Origin of the sequence: Nocardia sp. NPDC050435 (genome assembly GCF_040655395.1) — a bacterium.
Taxonomy (GTDB): Bacteria; Actinomycetota; Actinomycetes; order Mycobacteriales; family Mycobacteriaceae; genus Nocardia.
The window spans coordinates 529,812-545,702 of sequence record NZ_JBFAJW010000003.1; the positions used below are offsets into that span (position 1 = coordinate 529,812).

14 protein-coding genes are annotated in these 15,891 nt (G+C 69.8%); 10 read left to right on the plus strand and 4 right to left on the minus strand.

Annotation, left to right across the window (positions count from 1 at the left end; genetic code table 11):
- Positions 1-59: 59 nt before the first annotated feature.
- The gene (locus AB0I43_RS10955; protein WP_356970803.1) at positions 60-512 is read left to right on the plus strand and encodes an SRPBCC family protein; all 453 of its coding nucleotides are present in this window, start codon (positions 60-62) and stop codon (positions 510-512) included.
- On the opposite strand, the gene AB0I43_RS10960 is transcribed toward AB0I43_RS10955, so the two are convergent.
- Positions 509-781, minus strand: a complete 273-nt coding sequence (locus AB0I43_RS10960; RefSeq protein ID WP_356970802.1) for a hypothetical protein — start codon at positions 779-781, stop codon at positions 509-511. The two genes, AB0I43_RS10955 and AB0I43_RS10960, sit on opposite strands and share 4 nt — an antisense overlap.
- A 215-nt stretch (positions 782-996) precedes the next feature.
- Between AB0I43_RS10960 and AB0I43_RS10965 the strand changes: the two genes are divergently transcribed.
- The 3 genes from AB0I43_RS10965 to AB0I43_RS10975 all read left to right on the plus strand — a co-directional run bounded on the left by AB0I43_RS10965 (position 997) and on the right by AB0I43_RS10975 (position 3,448).
- Positions 997-1,275, plus strand: coding sequence for a hypothetical protein (locus AB0I43_RS10965; RefSeq protein ID WP_356970800.1), 279 nt, complete (start codon positions 997-999; stop codon positions 1,273-1,275).
- 129 nt (positions 1,276-1,404) lie between these two features.
- Positions 1,405-2,637: a cytochrome P450 gene (locus AB0I43_RS10970; RefSeq protein WP_356970798.1), complete on the plus strand. Its 1,233-nt coding sequence runs from the start codon at positions 1,405-1,407 to the stop codon at positions 2,635-2,637.
- Positions 2,638-2,722: 85 nt separating this feature from the next.
- On the plus strand, positions 2,723-3,448 hold the full coding sequence (locus AB0I43_RS10975) for a TetR/AcrR family transcriptional regulator (protein ID WP_356970796.1): 726 nt from the start codon (positions 2,723-2,725) through the stop codon (positions 3,446-3,448).
- On the opposite strand, the gene AB0I43_RS10980 is transcribed toward AB0I43_RS10975, so the two are convergent.
- On the minus strand, positions 3,445-4,200 hold the full coding sequence (locus AB0I43_RS10980) for an NAD(P)H-binding protein (protein WP_356970795.1): 756 nt from the start codon (positions 4,198-4,200) through the stop codon (positions 3,445-3,447). The two genes, AB0I43_RS10975 and AB0I43_RS10980, sit on opposite strands and share 4 nt — an antisense overlap.
- A 107-nt stretch (positions 4,201-4,307) precedes the next feature.
- A complete protein-coding gene (locus AB0I43_RS10985) occupies positions 4,308-6,812 on the minus strand; it encodes a TerD family protein (protein WP_356970793.1) in 2,505 nt (834 codons plus the stop codon).
- A gap of 280 nt (positions 6,813-7,092) precedes the next feature.
- On the opposite strand from AB0I43_RS10985, the gene AB0I43_RS10990 reads away from it, so the two are divergent.
- Positions 7,093-7,941: a lysophospholipid acyltransferase family protein gene (locus tag AB0I43_RS10990; protein ID WP_356970792.1), complete on the plus strand. Its 849-nt coding sequence runs from the start codon at positions 7,093-7,095 to the stop codon at positions 7,939-7,941.
- A 9-nt stretch (positions 7,942-7,950) separates the two neighbouring features.
- On the opposite strand, the gene pabB is transcribed toward AB0I43_RS10990, so the two are convergent.
- On the minus strand, positions 7,951-10,266 hold the full coding sequence (gene pabB, locus AB0I43_RS10995) for an aminodeoxychorismate synthase component I (protein ID WP_356970790.1): 2,316 nt from the start codon (positions 10,264-10,266) through the stop codon (positions 7,951-7,953).
- 88 nt (positions 10,267-10,354) lie between these two features.
- On the opposite strand from pabB, the gene AB0I43_RS11000 reads away from it, so the two are divergent.
- The 5 genes from AB0I43_RS11000 to AB0I43_RS11020 all read left to right on the plus strand — a co-directional run bounded on the left by AB0I43_RS11000 (position 10,355) and on the right by AB0I43_RS11020 (position 15,878).
- A complete protein-coding gene (locus tag AB0I43_RS11000) occupies positions 10,355-11,410 on the plus strand; it encodes a phosphotransferase family protein (RefSeq protein WP_356970789.1) in 1,056 nt (351 codons plus the stop codon).
- Between the two features lie 50 nt (positions 11,411-11,460).
- A complete protein-coding gene (locus tag AB0I43_RS11005; RefSeq protein WP_356970788.1) occupies positions 11,461-11,598 on the plus strand; it encodes a hypothetical protein in 138 nt (45 codons plus the stop codon).
- 26 nt (positions 11,599-11,624) lie between these two features.
- Entirely contained in the window at positions 11,625-12,314 is a 690-nt protein-coding gene (locus AB0I43_RS11010) for a TetR/AcrR family transcriptional regulator (protein WP_356970786.1), read from the plus strand.
- Between the two features lie 82 nt (positions 12,315-12,396).
- Positions 12,397-14,154, plus strand: coding sequence for an ABC transporter ATP-binding protein (locus tag AB0I43_RS11015; protein ID WP_356970784.1), 1,758 nt, complete (start codon positions 12,397-12,399; stop codon positions 14,152-14,154).
- A complete protein-coding gene (locus tag AB0I43_RS11020) occupies positions 14,154-15,878 on the plus strand; it encodes an ABC transporter ATP-binding protein (RefSeq protein ID WP_356970783.1) in 1,725 nt (574 codons plus the stop codon). Before AB0I43_RS11015 ends, AB0I43_RS11020 begins: the two co-directional genes overlap by 1 nt.
- Positions 15,879-15,891: the final 13 nt, after the last annotated feature.

Genomic DNA, 15,891 nt, shown 5'->3' on the forward strand with positions numbered 1-15,891 from the left:
CCGGCGGTGCGCGGCCCAAAGGCATACGCTCGGAAGGCATTCCGGGAAGGGGATCACCTATGGGACATGTCGAGCACACCGCGGTCGGAAACGCGCCTCGGGACTTCACGTTCGAGTACGTCAACGACTATCGCAATGTGCCGCGCTGGATGTTCGGGATCAAGGAATTCAAGCCGGCCGGTGAGCAGAGCAGCGGTCTCGGCACGGTTTTCGACACCGCGATCAACCTGGGTCCGATGACGATGCACGTGCGCGTCGACGTGGTCGAATGGGAAGAGCACACGGTGTTCACGCTGCGTGCCGCCGAAGGGCAGATGCGCTGGCTGTTCGAAACGCTCGACTCCGACACCACCAGGATCACGGTGGTGTGCGATTACTCGATCGGCGGCGGGATCGCCGGGCGCCCACTGGACCTGGCGATCCAGGCTTTCATCGGCCCCGCCATCCGGCACGCCGAGAAGAATCTGCGGCAGCTGGTCGAATCGGGCTACCGGGAATCCTCGAAGGCTTAGATCAGGGCGTTCATGATCGTGCCGGCGCTGGTCGCGACCACACCGCCGATCATGGCTCCGGCCACCATCTTCGGTGACTCCAGACCGCCGCCTGTCCACTTCTCCCAGGCGAACTTGCCGCCGGCGAAGATGATCGCGACGATGCCGGCCAGCAACACGAACCAGGTGAAGTAGCTGACCATCTGCTGGAACTTGTCCGCGATCGGCGGCGCCTCGGGCGCGGGGTTGCCGATCTGGGCCAGGGTGTCGAACGCGGTGACAAGAATCATCGCCAGTGCTGCTCATTCCACTCGGGCCGACAGGGTTTCACGACGATGGTATCGGCTTCGCCCCGGCGGCGCAGGTCCTCCCCGGTAACAAAACAGTCGAGCTGGTCTGTGGCACAGGCGATCTGTCAAGGGGACTGTCGTGTGAACCCTCGCCTCGAGTGGGTATCCCTCGCGATGATGAAAGTTTGGTCGCGACGAGGATTTGGTGGTGAGGCATGCTGACGGCGATAGGCGAGACCCTGCTCGCGCAGATCGGGAACCCGACACCGGAGAGTCCGCCGCTGGCGGACAAGATCATGAAGATGGTGCAGTACATCACCTGGTTCGCGATCCTGTCGGGGATCCTGGCGATCATCTTCGCGGGCGGGAAATTCGCCTGGGAGAAGTGGACCGGCGGCGCGATGACCTCGCCGAAGATGATCGCGGGCGCGATGGTCGGCGGCGTGATCGCCACCAGCGCGGGCACGATCATGAACGCGCTCGTGGGCACCTGACCGGGCAAAACTAAACGGGTTTTACTAAACACTGTTCACGCGACCCGGTCGTGTGGTTTCATCTCCTCACTGGAACGTGTTCTACACAATGTTGTGAGGTCCGCTGCCCCGGACCGGTAGGAGATAGCCGTGACCACATCCGTCCCCGCAGGATTCGACTTCACCGATCCCGACCTGCTCGCCGAGCGCCTGCCCGTCGCCGAATTCGCCGAGGCGCGCCGCACCGCCCCGATCCACTGGGTGCCGCAGGCCGGCAGCGGATTCCAGGACGACGGGTACTGGGCGGTGACCCAGCTCGAGGACATCAAGGAGATCTCGAAGACCCCGGAGGTCTACTCCTCGGAGGAGAACACCGCGGTCATCCGCTTCTACGGCGACATCCTGCGCGAGGAGATCGAAGTCCAGCGCTTCCTGCTGCTGAACCAGGACCCGCCGCGCCACACCAAGCTGCGCCGCATCATCTCCAAGGGCTTTACCCCGCGCGCGGTGGAATCGCTGCGCGAGGCGCTGCGCGAGCGCGCCGAGCGGATCGTGCACGAGGCCAAGAAGACCGGCGGCGGCGATTTCGTCGAGCAGATCGCCTGCGAACTGCCGTTGCAGGCCATCGCCGAGCTGATCGGCATCCCGCAGGAGGATCGCGGCAAGATCTTCCAGTGGACCAACGAGATGATCTCCTACGACGACCCGTCCTTCGAAGGTGACCACAAGGTCGCCACCGCCGAGGTCATGGGCTACTCCTGGAACCTCGCCGAGGAGAAGCGCAAGTGCCCGGTCGACCTGGGCGGCGCCGAGGACATCATGTCCACGCTGCTCAACGCCGACGTCGAGGGCGAGTCGCTGGCCTCCGACGAATTCGCCTGGTTCGTCATCCTGCTCGCGGTGGCGGGCAACGAGACCACCCGCAACGCCATCACCCACGGCATGAAGGCCTTCGTCGACTTCCCCGAGCAGTGGGAGCTCTACCAGGCCGAACGCCCGCGCACCGCGCCGGACGAGATCGTGCGCTGGGCCACCCCCGTCATCGCCTTCCAGCGCACCGTCATGCAGGACACCGTCCTGTCCGGGCAGGAGCTGAAGAAGGGCCAGCGGGTCGGCATGTTCTACAGCGCCGCCAACTTCGACGAGCGGCACTTCGAAAACCCCTACCAGTTCAACGTGCTGCGCAACCCGAATCCGCACGTCGGCTTCGGCGGCACCGGCACCCACTTCTGTGTCGGCGCCAACCTCGCGCGCCTCGAGATCGACCTGATGTTCAACGTCCTGGCCGACGTGATGCCGAACCTCAAGCAGGTCTCCGAGCCGGTCCGGCTGCGGTCCGGGTGGCTCAACGCGATCAAGAGCTGGCAGGTCGAATACAACTGAGACGGCGCGTGACCCGGCCGCCCTCGGGCGGCCGGGCCCGGGCACGCGGTAGCGCGACGCGGCGCGGCCGTGGTGAGGTGGCGGTATGAGTGAGGCCAGATCGCGCGGGCGCGCGCCCGTGGTGAGTGACGCCGACATCCGGCGGGTCGCCCGGGCGTTGCTGACCGCCGAGGGCGTCGAGGCGGTGACGCTGCGCGCGATCGCCCGCGAACTCGGGGTGACCGCGCCGGCGCTGTACCGGCACTGCACTTCGCGCGACGATCTGCTCGAGCGGATGCGCCTGGACTTCTGCGCCGAACTGGCCGCGGAACTGTCCGACGAGATCGCCGCGCTGCCCGAGGAGGGCGCCGAGCAGTTCTTCGCCATCTGCAAGGGTTTCCGGCGCTGGGCGCTGGCACACACCAGGGAATTCACGCTGGTGTTCGCCTCGCCCGGAGTCGGGGCCGCGCCGATGATGCGCCGCTTCGACGAACCGTTCGGGCGGATCTTCCTGGCCGCCGCCGGCCGGCTGCTGGCCACCTTCGACGTCATCACCCCGCGCACCGACGTCATTCCGGCGGAACTGCGCGAAGACCTGGTGCAGTTCCAGACCGAATTGCTGGCTACCCTGTCCGAATCCGAGCAGAAGTTCCCGGCGGAGAAGCTCGACCTCGGCGTCACGTATCTGATGATCCAGATCTGGGCCCGGCTCTACGGGCACGTGACGCTCGAGGTCTTCGGCAACTATCCGATCCCGCTCTCACACCCCGAGGTGCTGTTCGACGCGGTCCTGACCGACCTCGGACGCAACGCGGGACTGATTCCCGGTTAGCGGCGCGCGAGCCACTCCGCGAAGCCGATGCCCAGGCGCGCGCCGTCCGGGCCCACGCACAGGGCGCCCGCGCGCAGCGCGCGTCCGGCCTTCCCGGGCAACGGGATCGGGACCGGCAGGCCCTTGCGCCCGAGGTGCTCGCGATAGATCCGGGCCGCCTCGGTGAAGGTGAGCACCTCCGGGCCGCCGATATCGGGCAGGCGACCGGCGGGGCCGGCCTGCGCGGCCTCGACCAGCCGCACCGCGACCTCGTCCACATCGATCGGCTGGGCCTTGGCCGCGAACCGCGGCGCGATCCGCCACTTGGTCGGCAGCGTGACGAATTCCGCCACCAGATTGTGGAACTGGGTGGCGCGCAGCAGAGTCCACGGCACCGGCCCGGCGGCGACGAGTTCCTCCTGGGCGACCTTGGCCTTGTAGTAGCCGAACGGCACGAGATCGCAGCCCACGATCGAGATCTCCACGTGATGCCCGACGCCCGCGGCCTGCTCGGCCGCCAGCAGCGCGCGCACGCCGTCCACCATCACCGCGTCGAACTTGCTGCGCGTGCTGACCGCGTTGATCACCACGTCGCAGCCGTCGAGCGCCTGCGCCAAGCCCGTGCCGGTGCTCAGGTCCGCCGGGCGGTGGTCGATCGTAGTGTCGCGCGGCGCGTTCCGGCTCACCACCCGTGCCGACTGCCCGCGCTTGCCCAATTCCCGTACCACGGCGCTACCGAGCACTCCGGTCCCACCGATCACCGCCACCTGCATGTTTCCACTCCCTCCACACGGCTCTGTCTGGTAGCGGGAACGTTACGGCCACGACAACGCGGTGCTCAACGTGCGTCATCCCATATGTCTGTTGGGTCACGTGGTGCTCAGATGCGCGCGCCTTTGACGCGGTTGCAGGTGCGGCACAGGATCTGCAGATTAGAGGCGCTGGTGGCGCCGCCGCGCGACAGCGGGATGACGTGATCGAACTCCAGATAGTGGCTGCTGCCGCACTCCACGCAGCGACCGCCGTCGCGCTGCCACACCTCGGCCTTCACCTCCTGCGGGATGCTGCGCGAATCACGTTGCCCCGGTGTGAGAACCAGGCGTTTGGCCACCCGCAGCGCGCCCTCCAGCGCGGCCGCGACATAATCCGGGTCGTCGACCTCGAAGCTGGCGCCGCCGCGCGCGGAGGTGGCCGAGAGCACCACCAGCTCGTCCTCGATGGCGACGGAAACGACTCGGCTCCACGGGAGTTCGGTGCCCGCGCCCTCGCCGACGAACCGTAGCTTCTTGTTGCTGGCGATCAGGCGGCCCTCGCTGAGCCTGGGGCCGCGCGCGAGCTGGCGGACGTGGGTGGCGGGCAGATCCAGGTGCACCCGCTCCTCGGGATCCAGGTGCAGGCCCGGCGTGCGGATCGCGGGCAGCTCGCCTTCGCGCAGTCGGGACAGCATGCGGCCCCGGACCATTCGCCGGTGCAGGTCGTCGATGAGCGGCCCGGACAGCCGCAGCTCGACGATCGCGATCTCGAACGCCTCGAACTCCGCCTGGGCGATCTCGCCGTCCGCGAAGGCGAAGGTCACCAGGCGTTCGACATAGCTCAGCGCCCCGTCGCGCAGCGCCGCGCGGCCCGCGCTCTCCTCGATCCGCTGGTAGCGCAGCGAGGCCCACAGCGCGTCCCAATCAGGCCCCTGTGGACCCGAACTCGTCAGCACGCGCCAGGCCTGCGTGTGCCAGTGGATCAGGAACTCCTCGATCTCGAGCGCGCACCGCTCGCACGGCGCCAGTCGCCCGAACAGCTTGCGCCGCCGGGGATTTCCGCACCGCTCACACGCGCGCGGATCCGTCGGCGCCGGTTCCCGCCACGCCGAGGTCCATTCCGCGCCGTCCCACCACCGTAGTCGCGCCGGATTCTCCGGATCGGTATGCCAGTCCGCGCGTTCGGGATTCGGCGGGGGAGGGGGGACCGGGTCGGGTCCCTCCATGGTGCGGCGGGAGAGGTCGACCGGGCGGCGCGGGGTGGCGCGGTTGCCGCCGGGTGTCGGCGGGGCGGTGTCGGGCCTCTGGGCGAGGGATGCGGAGTCGTCCGGGTGCTCGAAGCTCGAGTCTGCGTGGCGGGGTGTGGCGCGGCGGTCGGTGAAGTCCGGCGCTGTCGAGTCTGTCTGTCGGTCGTTGGTGCGGCCGCCGGTGAAGCTCGGCTGTGCCGAGTCCGTCTGTCGGTGTGTGTCGCGGCCATCGGTGAAATCTGGCGCTGTCGAGTGGGGCTGCCGGTCGGGGGAGGTTGGTGATGCCGAGCCGGGCTGCCGGTAGGGAGCGCGGTCGTGGAAGCCGGGTGTCGAGTCTGCGCCGTGGTCGTGGACAGAGCGCGGCGTTGCCGGGTCGGCGGAGTGGTGTGTGGCGGGATCGCGGTGGGAGCCCGGGGTTGTCGCGCCGTTGGGTCCGGAGCCGAACTGTTCCGGGTGCACGGATCCGGGCGAGGCCGGATCGCCCCACTGGTAAGGGCCGTTCTCGAGGGCTGCCGGGTCGGCTACCGGGAGCCGCCGGGTCGGTTGATCTCCGCGAGTGACGGGGCTGCGGCCGGCGCGGGACTGCGGCGTTGCCTGTTCGTGTGCGGTTGGGCCGGAGGCCCATTCGGGGGTGTGCGGCTCGCGAGCATCTCGATCACGGTCCGCTGGGGTCCGGTTGGATCCGGGTGGCCGGATCTGCCCGGTGCCGCTCTCCTGCTGGGTGGGAAGCTCGTCGGTGTCGTCGGCGTCATCGAAGTGGCGGCGGTCGGCGTCGTATCCGGCTGCCGGGTAGGCGGATTCGCCGGGGTGGCTCGGCGCGCCCGTCCTGTGTGACGGTGGTCGCCCCCACGTGGACGCCCCGGTGGCCGATTGAGGCTCGGCCGGTTCCTCGACCTCGACGCCGAATTCGGTGATCAGCCCGGACAACCCGGAGGTCCAGCCCTGGCCGACGGCGCGGAACTTCCACTGGCCCGCGCGGCGGTAGAACTCGCCGAACATCATGGCCGAGACCGGGTCCGCGTCGGTGATCTCGTAGCGGGCGATGGGGCCGTCGGCGTCGAAGACGGTGAGGGCGAGTTCGTCGACGGCGCGGAAGGTGCCGGTGTCGAGGGAGCCGCTGATGACGATGCGGTCGATCTCGGCCTCGGTCCGGGGCAGGGAGACGCTCAGCCGCGCGGTGCCCGGTTCGGGTTCCTGGTCCAGGATCACGGCCTGGGAGATGTGCCGGGGCGCGTTGTAGAAGACCAGGTCCCGGTCCGTGCGCACGGTGCCCGCGGTGGTCAGCAGCAACGCGTGCGCGTCTACGACGTGGTCCGATCGCCATGAAACGACCACGGCCAGTAGGGATGTCGGTACCGCCGTGTTGGCGCCTTTGCTGAGTGTCATCGTGGTCGAAATACTGCCACGACCCACCGACACGCCGAACGCGCGGATTTGTCGACTATCGCACAATTGCTACCAAGCAATTGCTTGGCTTGGTAACGTCGGAAGGGCAGGAGGAGGTGCCGGGGCAACGGTCGAAAGGCCGCGACTCGCACGACGTTCGGGTCCGCGCAAGCGTGACCTTCGGAGATATCAATGGGGATGTGACCGGGGACAGTCAGTGATGTGCTGTCGCGTGCCGCCGCCGTTTCTCCGGCATCGTGAGAGATCAAGGACGGCACCCATGAGCCAGACCAAGCACATCCAGGACCTCGACCACCCGCTGTTCGCGGCGGCGCGCGTTTATACCAACTACTTCACCCCCACCGTCAGCGGCCTCGAGAATCTGCCCACCTCCGGGCCCGCGCTGGTGATCGGCAATCACTCCTCGATCTATTGGATGCCGGAGGTGTGGATCACCTTCATGGCGATGCTGGAACGCCGCCCGACGGAGCCGTCGTTCGGGGTGGCGCACGACGTCATCCTGAGCGTGCCCGTCATCGGCGACGCGATCCGGCAGTTCGGCGTCATCCCGGCCAATCGGGACGCCGCCGCGGCGGGACTCAAGGACGGCGGCGCGGTGATGGTGTACCCGGGCGGGGACTGGGAAGCCTGCCGCCCCTGGACCGATCGCGACAAGATCGATTTCGCGGGCCGCAAGGGCTTCATCCGCCTCGCCCTGGAAATGGGCGTGCCGGTGATTCCCGCCGTCGCCAACGGTGGCCACGATTCGATCTTCGTGCTCAGCCGAGGCGAGGGCAGCGCCAAACTGCTCCAGCTGGACAAGCTGTTCCGCGCCAAGGTCTTTCCCTACACGGTGGGCGTCCCCTTCGGTGTCGCGCCGGTGCTGCCACAGGTGCCGCTGCCCGCGACGGTGGACGTGAGTTTCCTGCCCGCGCTCGAGTGGTCCACCCAGCCCGGCGATTCCGAGGACGTGGACCTGGTCGAGCAGTACTACGACGACACCGTCGAGGTGATGCAGACCGAGCTCGACCGGCTGCGCGCCGCGACGCCCAACCCGGTCGCGACCGGCATCAAGAACCATCTGGCCGCACTGCCCGGTCCGCTGTCCGGACTCGCCGCGCTGGTCTGAGGTCCGGGCTCAGGAACGCAGGGCGCGATAGGTCGCGGCGGCCTTGAGCAGCACCTCGTGGTACTCGGCCTCGGGGACCGAGTCCAGGACGATGGCCCCGCCCGCGCCGATGCGCCAGTGGCCGTCGTGCCGCACGGCGGTCCGGATGACGATGTTCAGGTCCGCCGTGCCGCCGAGCCCCAGGAACCCGATGGCACCCGAATAGACCCCGCGCGCTTCGGTTTCCAGCTCGTCGAGGATCTCCATGGTGCGCAGCTTCGGCGCGCCGGTCATGGATCCGCCCGGGAAACAGGCGCGCACGCAGTCGATCACGTCGACGTCGGCGCGCAGGGTGCCGCGCACCGTCGAAACCAGCTGGTGCAGTGTCGAATACGTCTCGGTGGCCATCAGGTTCGGCACGTGCACGCTGCCGGTCTGGCAGACCCGGCCCAGGTCGTTGCGCAGCAGGTCGACGATCATCAGGTTCTCGGCGCGGGTCTTGGGGTCGGCGGCCAGTTCCCGGCGCAGACGCTCGTCGTCGGCGGGCGTCGCGCCGCGCGGGGCCGTGCCCTTGATCGGCTTGCTCTCCACGGTGCGCGCCCGGTCGATCTTCAGGAAGCGCTCGGGGGAGGAGCAGGCGATCTCGAGATCGTCGAAGCGCAGGTAGGCGGCGTACGGGGCGGGGTTGCAGCGGCGCAGGGTGCGGTAGAAGTCGAGGCCCTCGCAGTCGCCGGCGGTCGCGGTGACGGCGTCGGTGAGGCAGATCTCGTAGGACTCGCCCGCCCGCAATTTGTCCAGGCACACCGCGATGTCGGCGAGGTAGCGGTCCCGGCCCCGGGTGAGCAGGCCCTCGACCGCGCCGACGTCGGCGGTGACCGCGAGTTCGGGCGGGTTCGCCCAGGTGGGCAGGCCCGCGAGCGCCTCGCGGGTGTCGCGCAGCCAATCCTCGGTGGCGTCGCGCGCGAGTTCGGAGCCCGGGTCGGTGAGGGCGAGCAGATGCGTCTGCCCGGTCACGTGGTCGACGACGAGCAGCCGGTCGGCGAAGATCCACTGCGCGTCCGGCGCGGCGGAGCGGTGCGCCGCGCTCGCTCCGCAGTCGGCCTTGACCTCGTAGCCCAGGTAACCGACGTAGCCGCACGCGAAATCGAAGGGCAGCTGCGGGATTTCGGCCGCACGCCAGCGCAGCTGCGCGGCCAGGTAGGTGAGGATGTCGCCGGGGGCGGTGCGGCGCTCGCCGTCGGCGGTCTCCACCACCACCGAGCCTTCGCCGACCCGGTAGCGCACCACCTCCGCGTAAGGGCCGCTGGCGTCGCCGAGGAAGGAGAACCGGTCCAGCCCCGGCTCGACGTGCTCACTGTCCAGCCAGAACGCGGTCCGTGACTCGCGGTACAGCCGCAGGAAGGCGGCCTCGGTATCGACCGCGCGCTCGATCACCTCGTGGCGCACCTGCCAGGGGCGGCCCAATTCCCCTAGGCGGTAGGGGGCTTCGTCCGGATTGTGCCGGGAGTGCGGTACCTCCGGCACAGTCCCGGGGCCCACGCCGGGCGCTGTGGCGGAGTGGTGCGCCGAGAGGCGCCGGTCGGGCAGAGTGCCGACCGGGGCGGGCGCTGCCTCCGGCTGCGCTGAAACTGTCCCTGTCCCAGGGGATTCTGGCGCTGATCCGATCGAGCTGCGCGCCGGTGGCCGTTCGCCGATCGGCGCGGACCGGCCCGCTGCCTCTCCGGTACGAGCGGCCTGTAGTCGCGCACCGACGTGTGCATCACGATGCGCGGCAGTCAATTCGGCGAAGTTCCGCAGCAGCGCGGCCCCGTATTCGCTCGCGATGGACTCCGGATGGAACTGCACGCCCCACTGCGGCCGGAACCGGTGCCGCACGCCCATGACGACACCGTCGGCGGTGGTGGCAGTGATCTCCAGCTCGCCGGGCAAGGGCGTCAGCGCGGCCAGCGAGTGGTAGCGCACGGCGGTGAAATCCGGCGGCAGACCCGCGAACAGCGCGCGCTGATCGTGGGCGACCCGATCGAGATAGCCGTGCCTGGGCTCGGGTGCGCGGCCGACCACCCCGCCGGCCTCGACCACGATCGCCTGATGCCCCAGGCAGACGCCGAGCAGCGGCAGGCCGGTCTCGCGGACGACGGCCGCGGAGATGCCGACGTCGCGCGGCACGTCGGGGCGACCGGGCCCGGGCGAGATCACCACATTGTCGAAGCTCTCGAGTCCCAACTCGGCTACCGTGGCTACGGAGTCGTTGCGCACGACCGTCGGCTCGACCCCGTTCACCTCACTGATCAGCTGATACAGGTTGTAGGTGAACGAATCGTAGTTGTCGATGAGCAGCGTGCGCATGGTGAGCGAAACCCTACGCCGAGCCCGGGCGGGCAAACTGTTGTCGCCTGCCTTCAGTTTGGCTGGGCCGGTGGTGCACAATGTGGGAATGTCTGATGCGCAACCGGTCGGTGTGGATCCTGACGTCGTCGATTTCGCCGTCGTCGGGAAGTGGATGGATGAGCAGGGGTTGCCCACCGGCAGCTTCGAGGAGGTGCGCGCGCTCGGCGGCGGCACCCAGAACATCATGCTGCGCTTCACCCGCGGCGGCCGCAACTACGTGCTGCGCCGAGGCCCGAAGCACTTGCGCGCCAAGAGCAACGAGGTGATCCGCCGCGAAGCCCGGCTGCTCGGCGCGCTGGACGGCACCGGCATCCGTGCGCCCCGCGTCATCGCCGCCAGCCCCGACGAGTCCGTGCTCGGCGCGGTCTTCTATCTGATGGAGCCGATCACCGGCTTCAATCCGCAGAACGAGCTACCCGAGCTGCACGCCGGTGACGCGGAGGTGCGGCGGCAGATGGGCCTGTCCGCGGTCGAGGCCATCGCCCGCCTCGGCATGCTCGACTACGAGAAGCTCGGCCTGGCCGACTACGGCAAGCCCGCCGGTTTCCTGGAACGCCAGGTGCCGCGCTGGCTGGCCGAACTCGATTCGTACTCGGCCAACGACGGCTACCCCGGCCCGCAGATCCCCGGCGTGCGAGAGGTCGGCGACTGGCTCGAGCGCAACCGTCCGTCCGAGTGGCGGCCCGGCATCCTGCACGGCGACTGCCACCTGGCCAACATGATGTTCGAATTCGACAGCCCGCAGGTCGCGGCGATGGTCGACTGGGAGATGTCCACCATCGGCGACCCGCTGCTGGATCTGGGCTGGCAGATCGCCACCCGGCCCGAACCGGGCTCCACCATCGGCTCGCTGACCGGCAAGCTCGGCGCGGTCGGCGGCCTGCCCACCCCGGCCGAAATGGTCGCGCACTACGGCGAATTCTCCGACCGCGACCTCACCGCCGTCGACTGGTACACGGTGCTGGCCTGCTTCAAGCTCGGCATCGTGCTGGAGGGCACGCACGCCCGCGCGTTCGCGGGCAAGGCGCCCAAGCAGATCGGCGACTACCTGCACGCGTGCACTCTCGAACTCTTCGAGCGGGCGCAGCGCGTGATGCACTAGCCGGCGCCGGTACGCTGGGCGCGATCCCGACTACCTCTGGAGGACGCCCGATGTGCTACCCGGTCACCTGTGCTACCTGCGGTAAGACGACCTGGGACGGCTGCGGCGACCACGTCTCCGACGTGCGCGCCCAGGTCCCCGCCGAACAGTGGTGCGAGGGCGAGCACGAGGCCGCCGCCGCCGAGTAGCCGCCCGCGCTCGCTAGGGTCGAGCCGTGACCAAGGGTGCTCGGCGGGCTTATCGGACGGGGCTTTCACGCGAGGTGATCGTGGAGGCCGCGTTGGGGTTGACGGCGGAGCGGGGGCTCGACGGCTGGAGTATGCGGGAGCTGACGGGGCGGCTGGATACGTCGTTGTCGGTGATCTATCACCATGTGGGGGATCGGCAGCGGGTGAGCGCGGCGGTGATCGATCGGATCTTCTCGCAGATCGATATGCGGCTCGACGAGCCGGATTGGCGCACGCTGCTGCACGGGATCCTGTCCCAGATCATCGATCACCTCTCCGGTTATCCGGGGGTGGCGACGTGGCTGCTGCGTAACGGGCCGCAGACCGAGCAGCTGGTGCCGTCGCTGGACGCGGGGCTGGGGCGGATGCTGGACGCGGGGTGGGGTGCGGAGGCGGCGATCGCCTATTCGGTCGCGTTCAACACCTGCCTGGGGCTGATCGCGCTGGGGGATCAGCGTTCCAGCGTCGAGGGGGAGCAGGGGATGGCGGGGTTGCAGAGTCTGCTGGAGCACCATCCGGGGTCCGGCGCGCAGGAGATGGCGCGGATGGTGCGGCAGTACGTCGGAAGTCCGGCGGATCGGGACGCCGCGCATCGCGAGCAGTGCCGCTACGCGCTCGAGCGCGTGCTCGACGGCATGACCGCCCGGCTCGAGGTGATCCGGGGCGCGGCGACCTAACCCGCGCGAAAAGTTCTGTACCGCAGCGGGGGCGCTCGCTACACTGCAAATTAGAACACTGATCTAATTTGCTGGGAGTCCGATGAGTACTGCGGTTTTGGATCCGGTCACCGTCGAGGAAGACCCGCCGGAGCAGCGGCCCGGCGGGCTGAAGGTGGTGCTCGCGCCGGTGCGCGGGCGCCTCGCGGCGGCGGGTGCGCTGCAACTGGTGGGCGCGCTCGCGGGCCTGGCGCCCTACATCGCGGTCGTGGAGATCGCCCGTGAGCTGCTCGGCGGCGCCGAGCGCGGGGTGATCTGGCTCTGGGTCGCGCTGGCCGTCGGCGGCTTCGCGATCCGAACCGGCTGTGCCGCGGCCGCTTACACGATCAGCCATATCGCCGACGCCGACCTCGGCCTGACGATCCGGCGGCGGCTGGCCGACCGGCTCGGCGGGGCGGCGCTGGGCTGGTTCACCGAGCGCAGCTCCGGCCGGGTCAAGCGCGTGCTGTCCGATGACGTCGGCGCGATCCACCACGCGGTCGCGCACGCGATCAACGACCTGGTAGCCGCGCTCGTCACCCCGCTGGTGGCGCTGGGCTACCTGTTCTTCCTGGATTGGCGGCTGGCGCTGATCTGCCTGGTGCCGCTGCTGCTCTGGTTCGGCGCGACGGCCTTCGAACTGCGTGACGGCGGCGCGGGCATGAAGCGGCTCAGTGCCGAACTGGACCGGGTCAACGCCGCCGCGGTCGAGTTCGTCGACGGCATCGCGGTGGTCAAGGCCTTCGGTCAGGCCGGGCGCGCCCAGGATCGCTACCGCCGCGCGGGCGACGACCTGGCCCGCTTCTTCACCGAGTGGCAGGGCCCGATGCGCCGGGTGGAATCGATCGCGAACACGCTCATCGCGCCGCCGATGCTGCTGCTGGTCGCGCTGGGCGGCGGGCTGTGGCTGCGCGCCGACCCGGTCGAGGTGATCGCGTTCGTCATGCTGGCCGTCGGCCTGGGCGGCCCGATCATGGCGCTCGGTTTCGGCGCGATGGCCATGCAGGCCGCGGCCGAAGCGGCGGGCCGGATCTCGGAGCTGCTGGCCACCCCGGAGCTGCGGCGGCCGGAAGCGCCGCGCGCACCGGCGGGGGCGAGCGTCGAATTCGACAGCGTCCGTTTCTCTTACGACGGCCGCACCGAGGTGCTCGGCGGCGTCGATCTGCGTCTGGCCCCGGGCACGGTCACCGCGCTGGTGGGCCCCTCGGGGTCCGGCAAATCGACACTGGCCCGGCTGCTGCCCCGATTCTGGGACGTCACCGCGGGCGCGGTCCGCATCGGCGGCGTCGACGTCCGGGACATGGCCGAGCCGGAGCTCTACCGGCAGGTGGGGTTCGTCTTCCAGGAAACCTCGCTGCTGCGCACCACGATTCGCGACAACATCGCCCTCGGCCGCCCGGACGCCGAGCTCGACGAGGTGCACGCCGCGGCCCGCACGGCCCAGATCCACGATCGGATCATGGCCCTGCCGCGCGGTTACGACAGCGAGATCGGCGTCGACGCGCAGCTGTCCGGCGGTGAGGCGCAACGGGTGTCGATCGCCCGCGCGCTGCTGGCCGACACCCCGGTGCTGGTGCTCGACGAGGCCACCGCCTTCGCCGACCCGGAATCCGAAGCGGCCGTGCAGGATGCGCTGTCCCGCCTGGTCGCCGGCCGCACGCTGCTGGTGATCGCACACCGGCTGCACACCATCCGCGGCGCGGATCGCATCGTGGTGCTGTCCGGCGGCACGGTCCGCGAATCCGGCCGGCACGAGGATCTGCTCGCCGCCGACGGCCACTACGCCCGTCTGTGGCACACCCAGTCGGGAAAGGAATCCTGATGATCCGCAAGCTGTTTCGTCTCGTCGATCCCGCCGACCGGCCGCGCTTCGCGCGCTGGATCGGCGCGATCGTGCTCTTCTCCGTCCTGCAGGGCCTGTGCGTGCTGCTGGTGGTGCCGGTGCTGCGCGCGTTGCTGGAGGGCGATCGCGACGCGGCCCTGGGCTGGCTCGGCGTGCTCGCGGCGGCCACGGCCGCGGCGGCCGCGGTCTTCTACGCCCAGGCGATGGACGGCCAGCAGATCGCCAACGATCTGCTGCTCGGCATGCACCACCGCATCGGTGATCAGCTGACCCGGCTGCCGCTGGGCTGGTTCGGCGCCGATCGCACCGGCCGCCTGACCCACTCGGTGTCCCAGGGCACCCTGAGCATCGGCGCGGTGCCGGCGCACCTGATGCAACCGGTGATCAGCGGCGTGGTGACCCCGGTGATCGTCGCCGCCGGCATGTTCGTCTTCGACTGGCGGCTGGGCGCGGCCCTACTCGTGGCCGGCGTGGTCCTGCTGGCCACGCACCGCGCGGCGCAGGACGCGATCGCCCGCAACTTCGGCGCCATCGACCGGACGGCGGTCGAAGCGGCCGGGCGCATCGTCGAATTCGCGCAGAATCAGCCGGTGCTGCGCGCCTTCGGCCGCCGCGGGCCCGGGCACCGCCTGCTCGACGACGCGCTGACCGATCAGCGCCGCGCCTACGGCGCGATGAACCGCAACGCGGTGACCGCCTTGCTCACCTTCTCGGTCGCCGTGCAGGCCGCCTTCCTGGCGCTGCTGGCCGTCGGCGTGACGCTGGCACTGGGCGGTTCGCTCGACGCCCCCGAACTGATCGCGCTGCTGGTGCTGCTCACCCGCTTCGCGGGCCCGCTGCTCGAGCTCGTCGACCATTCCGCCGCTCTGCGCATGGCCTCGGAGAATCTCGATCGCATCGATGAGGTGCTCGCCGTGCCGGCGCTGCCGGAAGGCTCGGAGTCGCGGGTGCGCGCGCCCGGCACGGTCGGCTTCGAGCGGGTGGGCTTCGGGTACGACGAGCGAAAGGTGCTGCACGACATCAGTTTCGAGGCCGAGCCGGGCACGCTGACCGCGATCGTCGGGCCCTCGGGCGCGGGCAAGACGACGCTGCTGCGCCTGGTCGCCCGATTCTGGGAGGCCGATTCCGGCACCGTGCGGGTGGGCGGGGTGGACGTGTGCGAGCTGTCCACCGAGGCGCTGATGAGCCAGCTGGCCATGGTGTTCCAGGATGTCTACCTCTTCGACGACACCATCGAGGCCAACATCCGGATCGGCCGGCCCGAGGCGAGCGTCGCGGAGATCCGGGAGGCGGCGCGGCTGGCCCGGGTGGACGAGATCGTCGCGCGCCTGCCCGACGGCTGGGCGAGCCGGGTCGGCGAGGGCGGGGTCAGCCTGTCCGGCGGTGAGCGGCAACGGGTTTCGATCGCGCGAGCACTGGTGAAACAGGCGCCGATCGTCCTGCTCGACGAGGCCACGGCCGCCCTGGACCCGGACAACGAGGCCGCGGTCGCGGCGGCCATGCGCACGCTCGCCGAGCGGCGCACGCTGCTGGTCGTCGCGCACCGGCTGCACACCGTCGCCGCCGCCGATCAGATCCTGGTGCTGGACGAGGGCGGCATCGCGCAGCGCGGCACGCACGCGGAGCTGATCGATCGGCCCGGCCGCTACCGCGACTTCTGGCGGGAGCGGGAGCGCGCGCAAGGTTGGCGGCTGGTCGGCTGAATCTTGCGCGGGC

What these genes read in the sequence shown, in the direction of transcription:
- AB0I43_RS11000 (WP_356970789.1), top strand. Translation starts at nt 10,355, where the DNA reads ATGTCTGATGCGCAACCGGTCGGTGTGGATCCTGACGTCGTCGATTTC.
- AB0I43_RS10960 (WP_356970802.1), bottom strand. Translation starts at nt 781, where the DNA reads ATGATTCTTGTCACCGCGTTCGACACCCTGGCCCAGATCGGCAACCCC.
- AB0I43_RS11015 (WP_356970784.1), top strand. Translation starts at nt 12,397, where the DNA reads ATGAGTACTGCGGTTTTGGATCCGGTCACCGTCGAGGAAGACCCGCCG.
- AB0I43_RS10980 (WP_356970795.1), bottom strand. Translation starts at nt 4,200, where the DNA reads ATGCAGGTGGCGGTGATCGGTGGGACCGGAGTGCTCGGTAGCGCCGTG.
- AB0I43_RS10965 (WP_356970800.1), top strand. Translation starts at nt 997, where the DNA reads ATGCTGACGGCGATAGGCGAGACCCTGCTCGCGCAGATCGGGAACCCG.
- AB0I43_RS10990 (WP_356970792.1), top strand. Translation starts at nt 7,093, where the DNA reads ATGAGCCAGACCAAGCACATCCAGGACCTCGACCACCCGCTGTTCGCG.
- AB0I43_RS10955 (WP_356970803.1), top strand. Translation starts at nt 60, where the DNA reads ATGGGACATGTCGAGCACACCGCGGTCGGAAACGCGCCTCGGGACTTC.
- AB0I43_RS10975 (WP_356970796.1), top strand. Translation starts at nt 2,723, where the DNA reads ATGAGTGAGGCCAGATCGCGCGGGCGCGCGCCCGTGGTGAGTGACGCC.
- AB0I43_RS11005 (WP_356970788.1), top strand. Translation starts at nt 11,461, where the DNA reads ATGTGCTACCCGGTCACCTGTGCTACCTGCGGTAAGACGACCTGGGAC.
- pabB (WP_356970790.1), bottom strand. Translation starts at nt 10,266, where the DNA reads ATGCGCACGCTGCTCATCGACAACTACGATTCGTTCACCTACAACCTG.
- AB0I43_RS11020 (WP_356970783.1), top strand. Translation starts at nt 14,154, where the DNA reads ATGATCCGCAAGCTGTTTCGTCTCGTCGATCCCGCCGACCGGCCGCGC.
- AB0I43_RS10985 (WP_356970793.1), bottom strand. Translation starts at nt 6,812, where the DNA reads ATGACACTCAGCAAAGGCGCCAACACGGCGGTACCGACATCCCTACTG.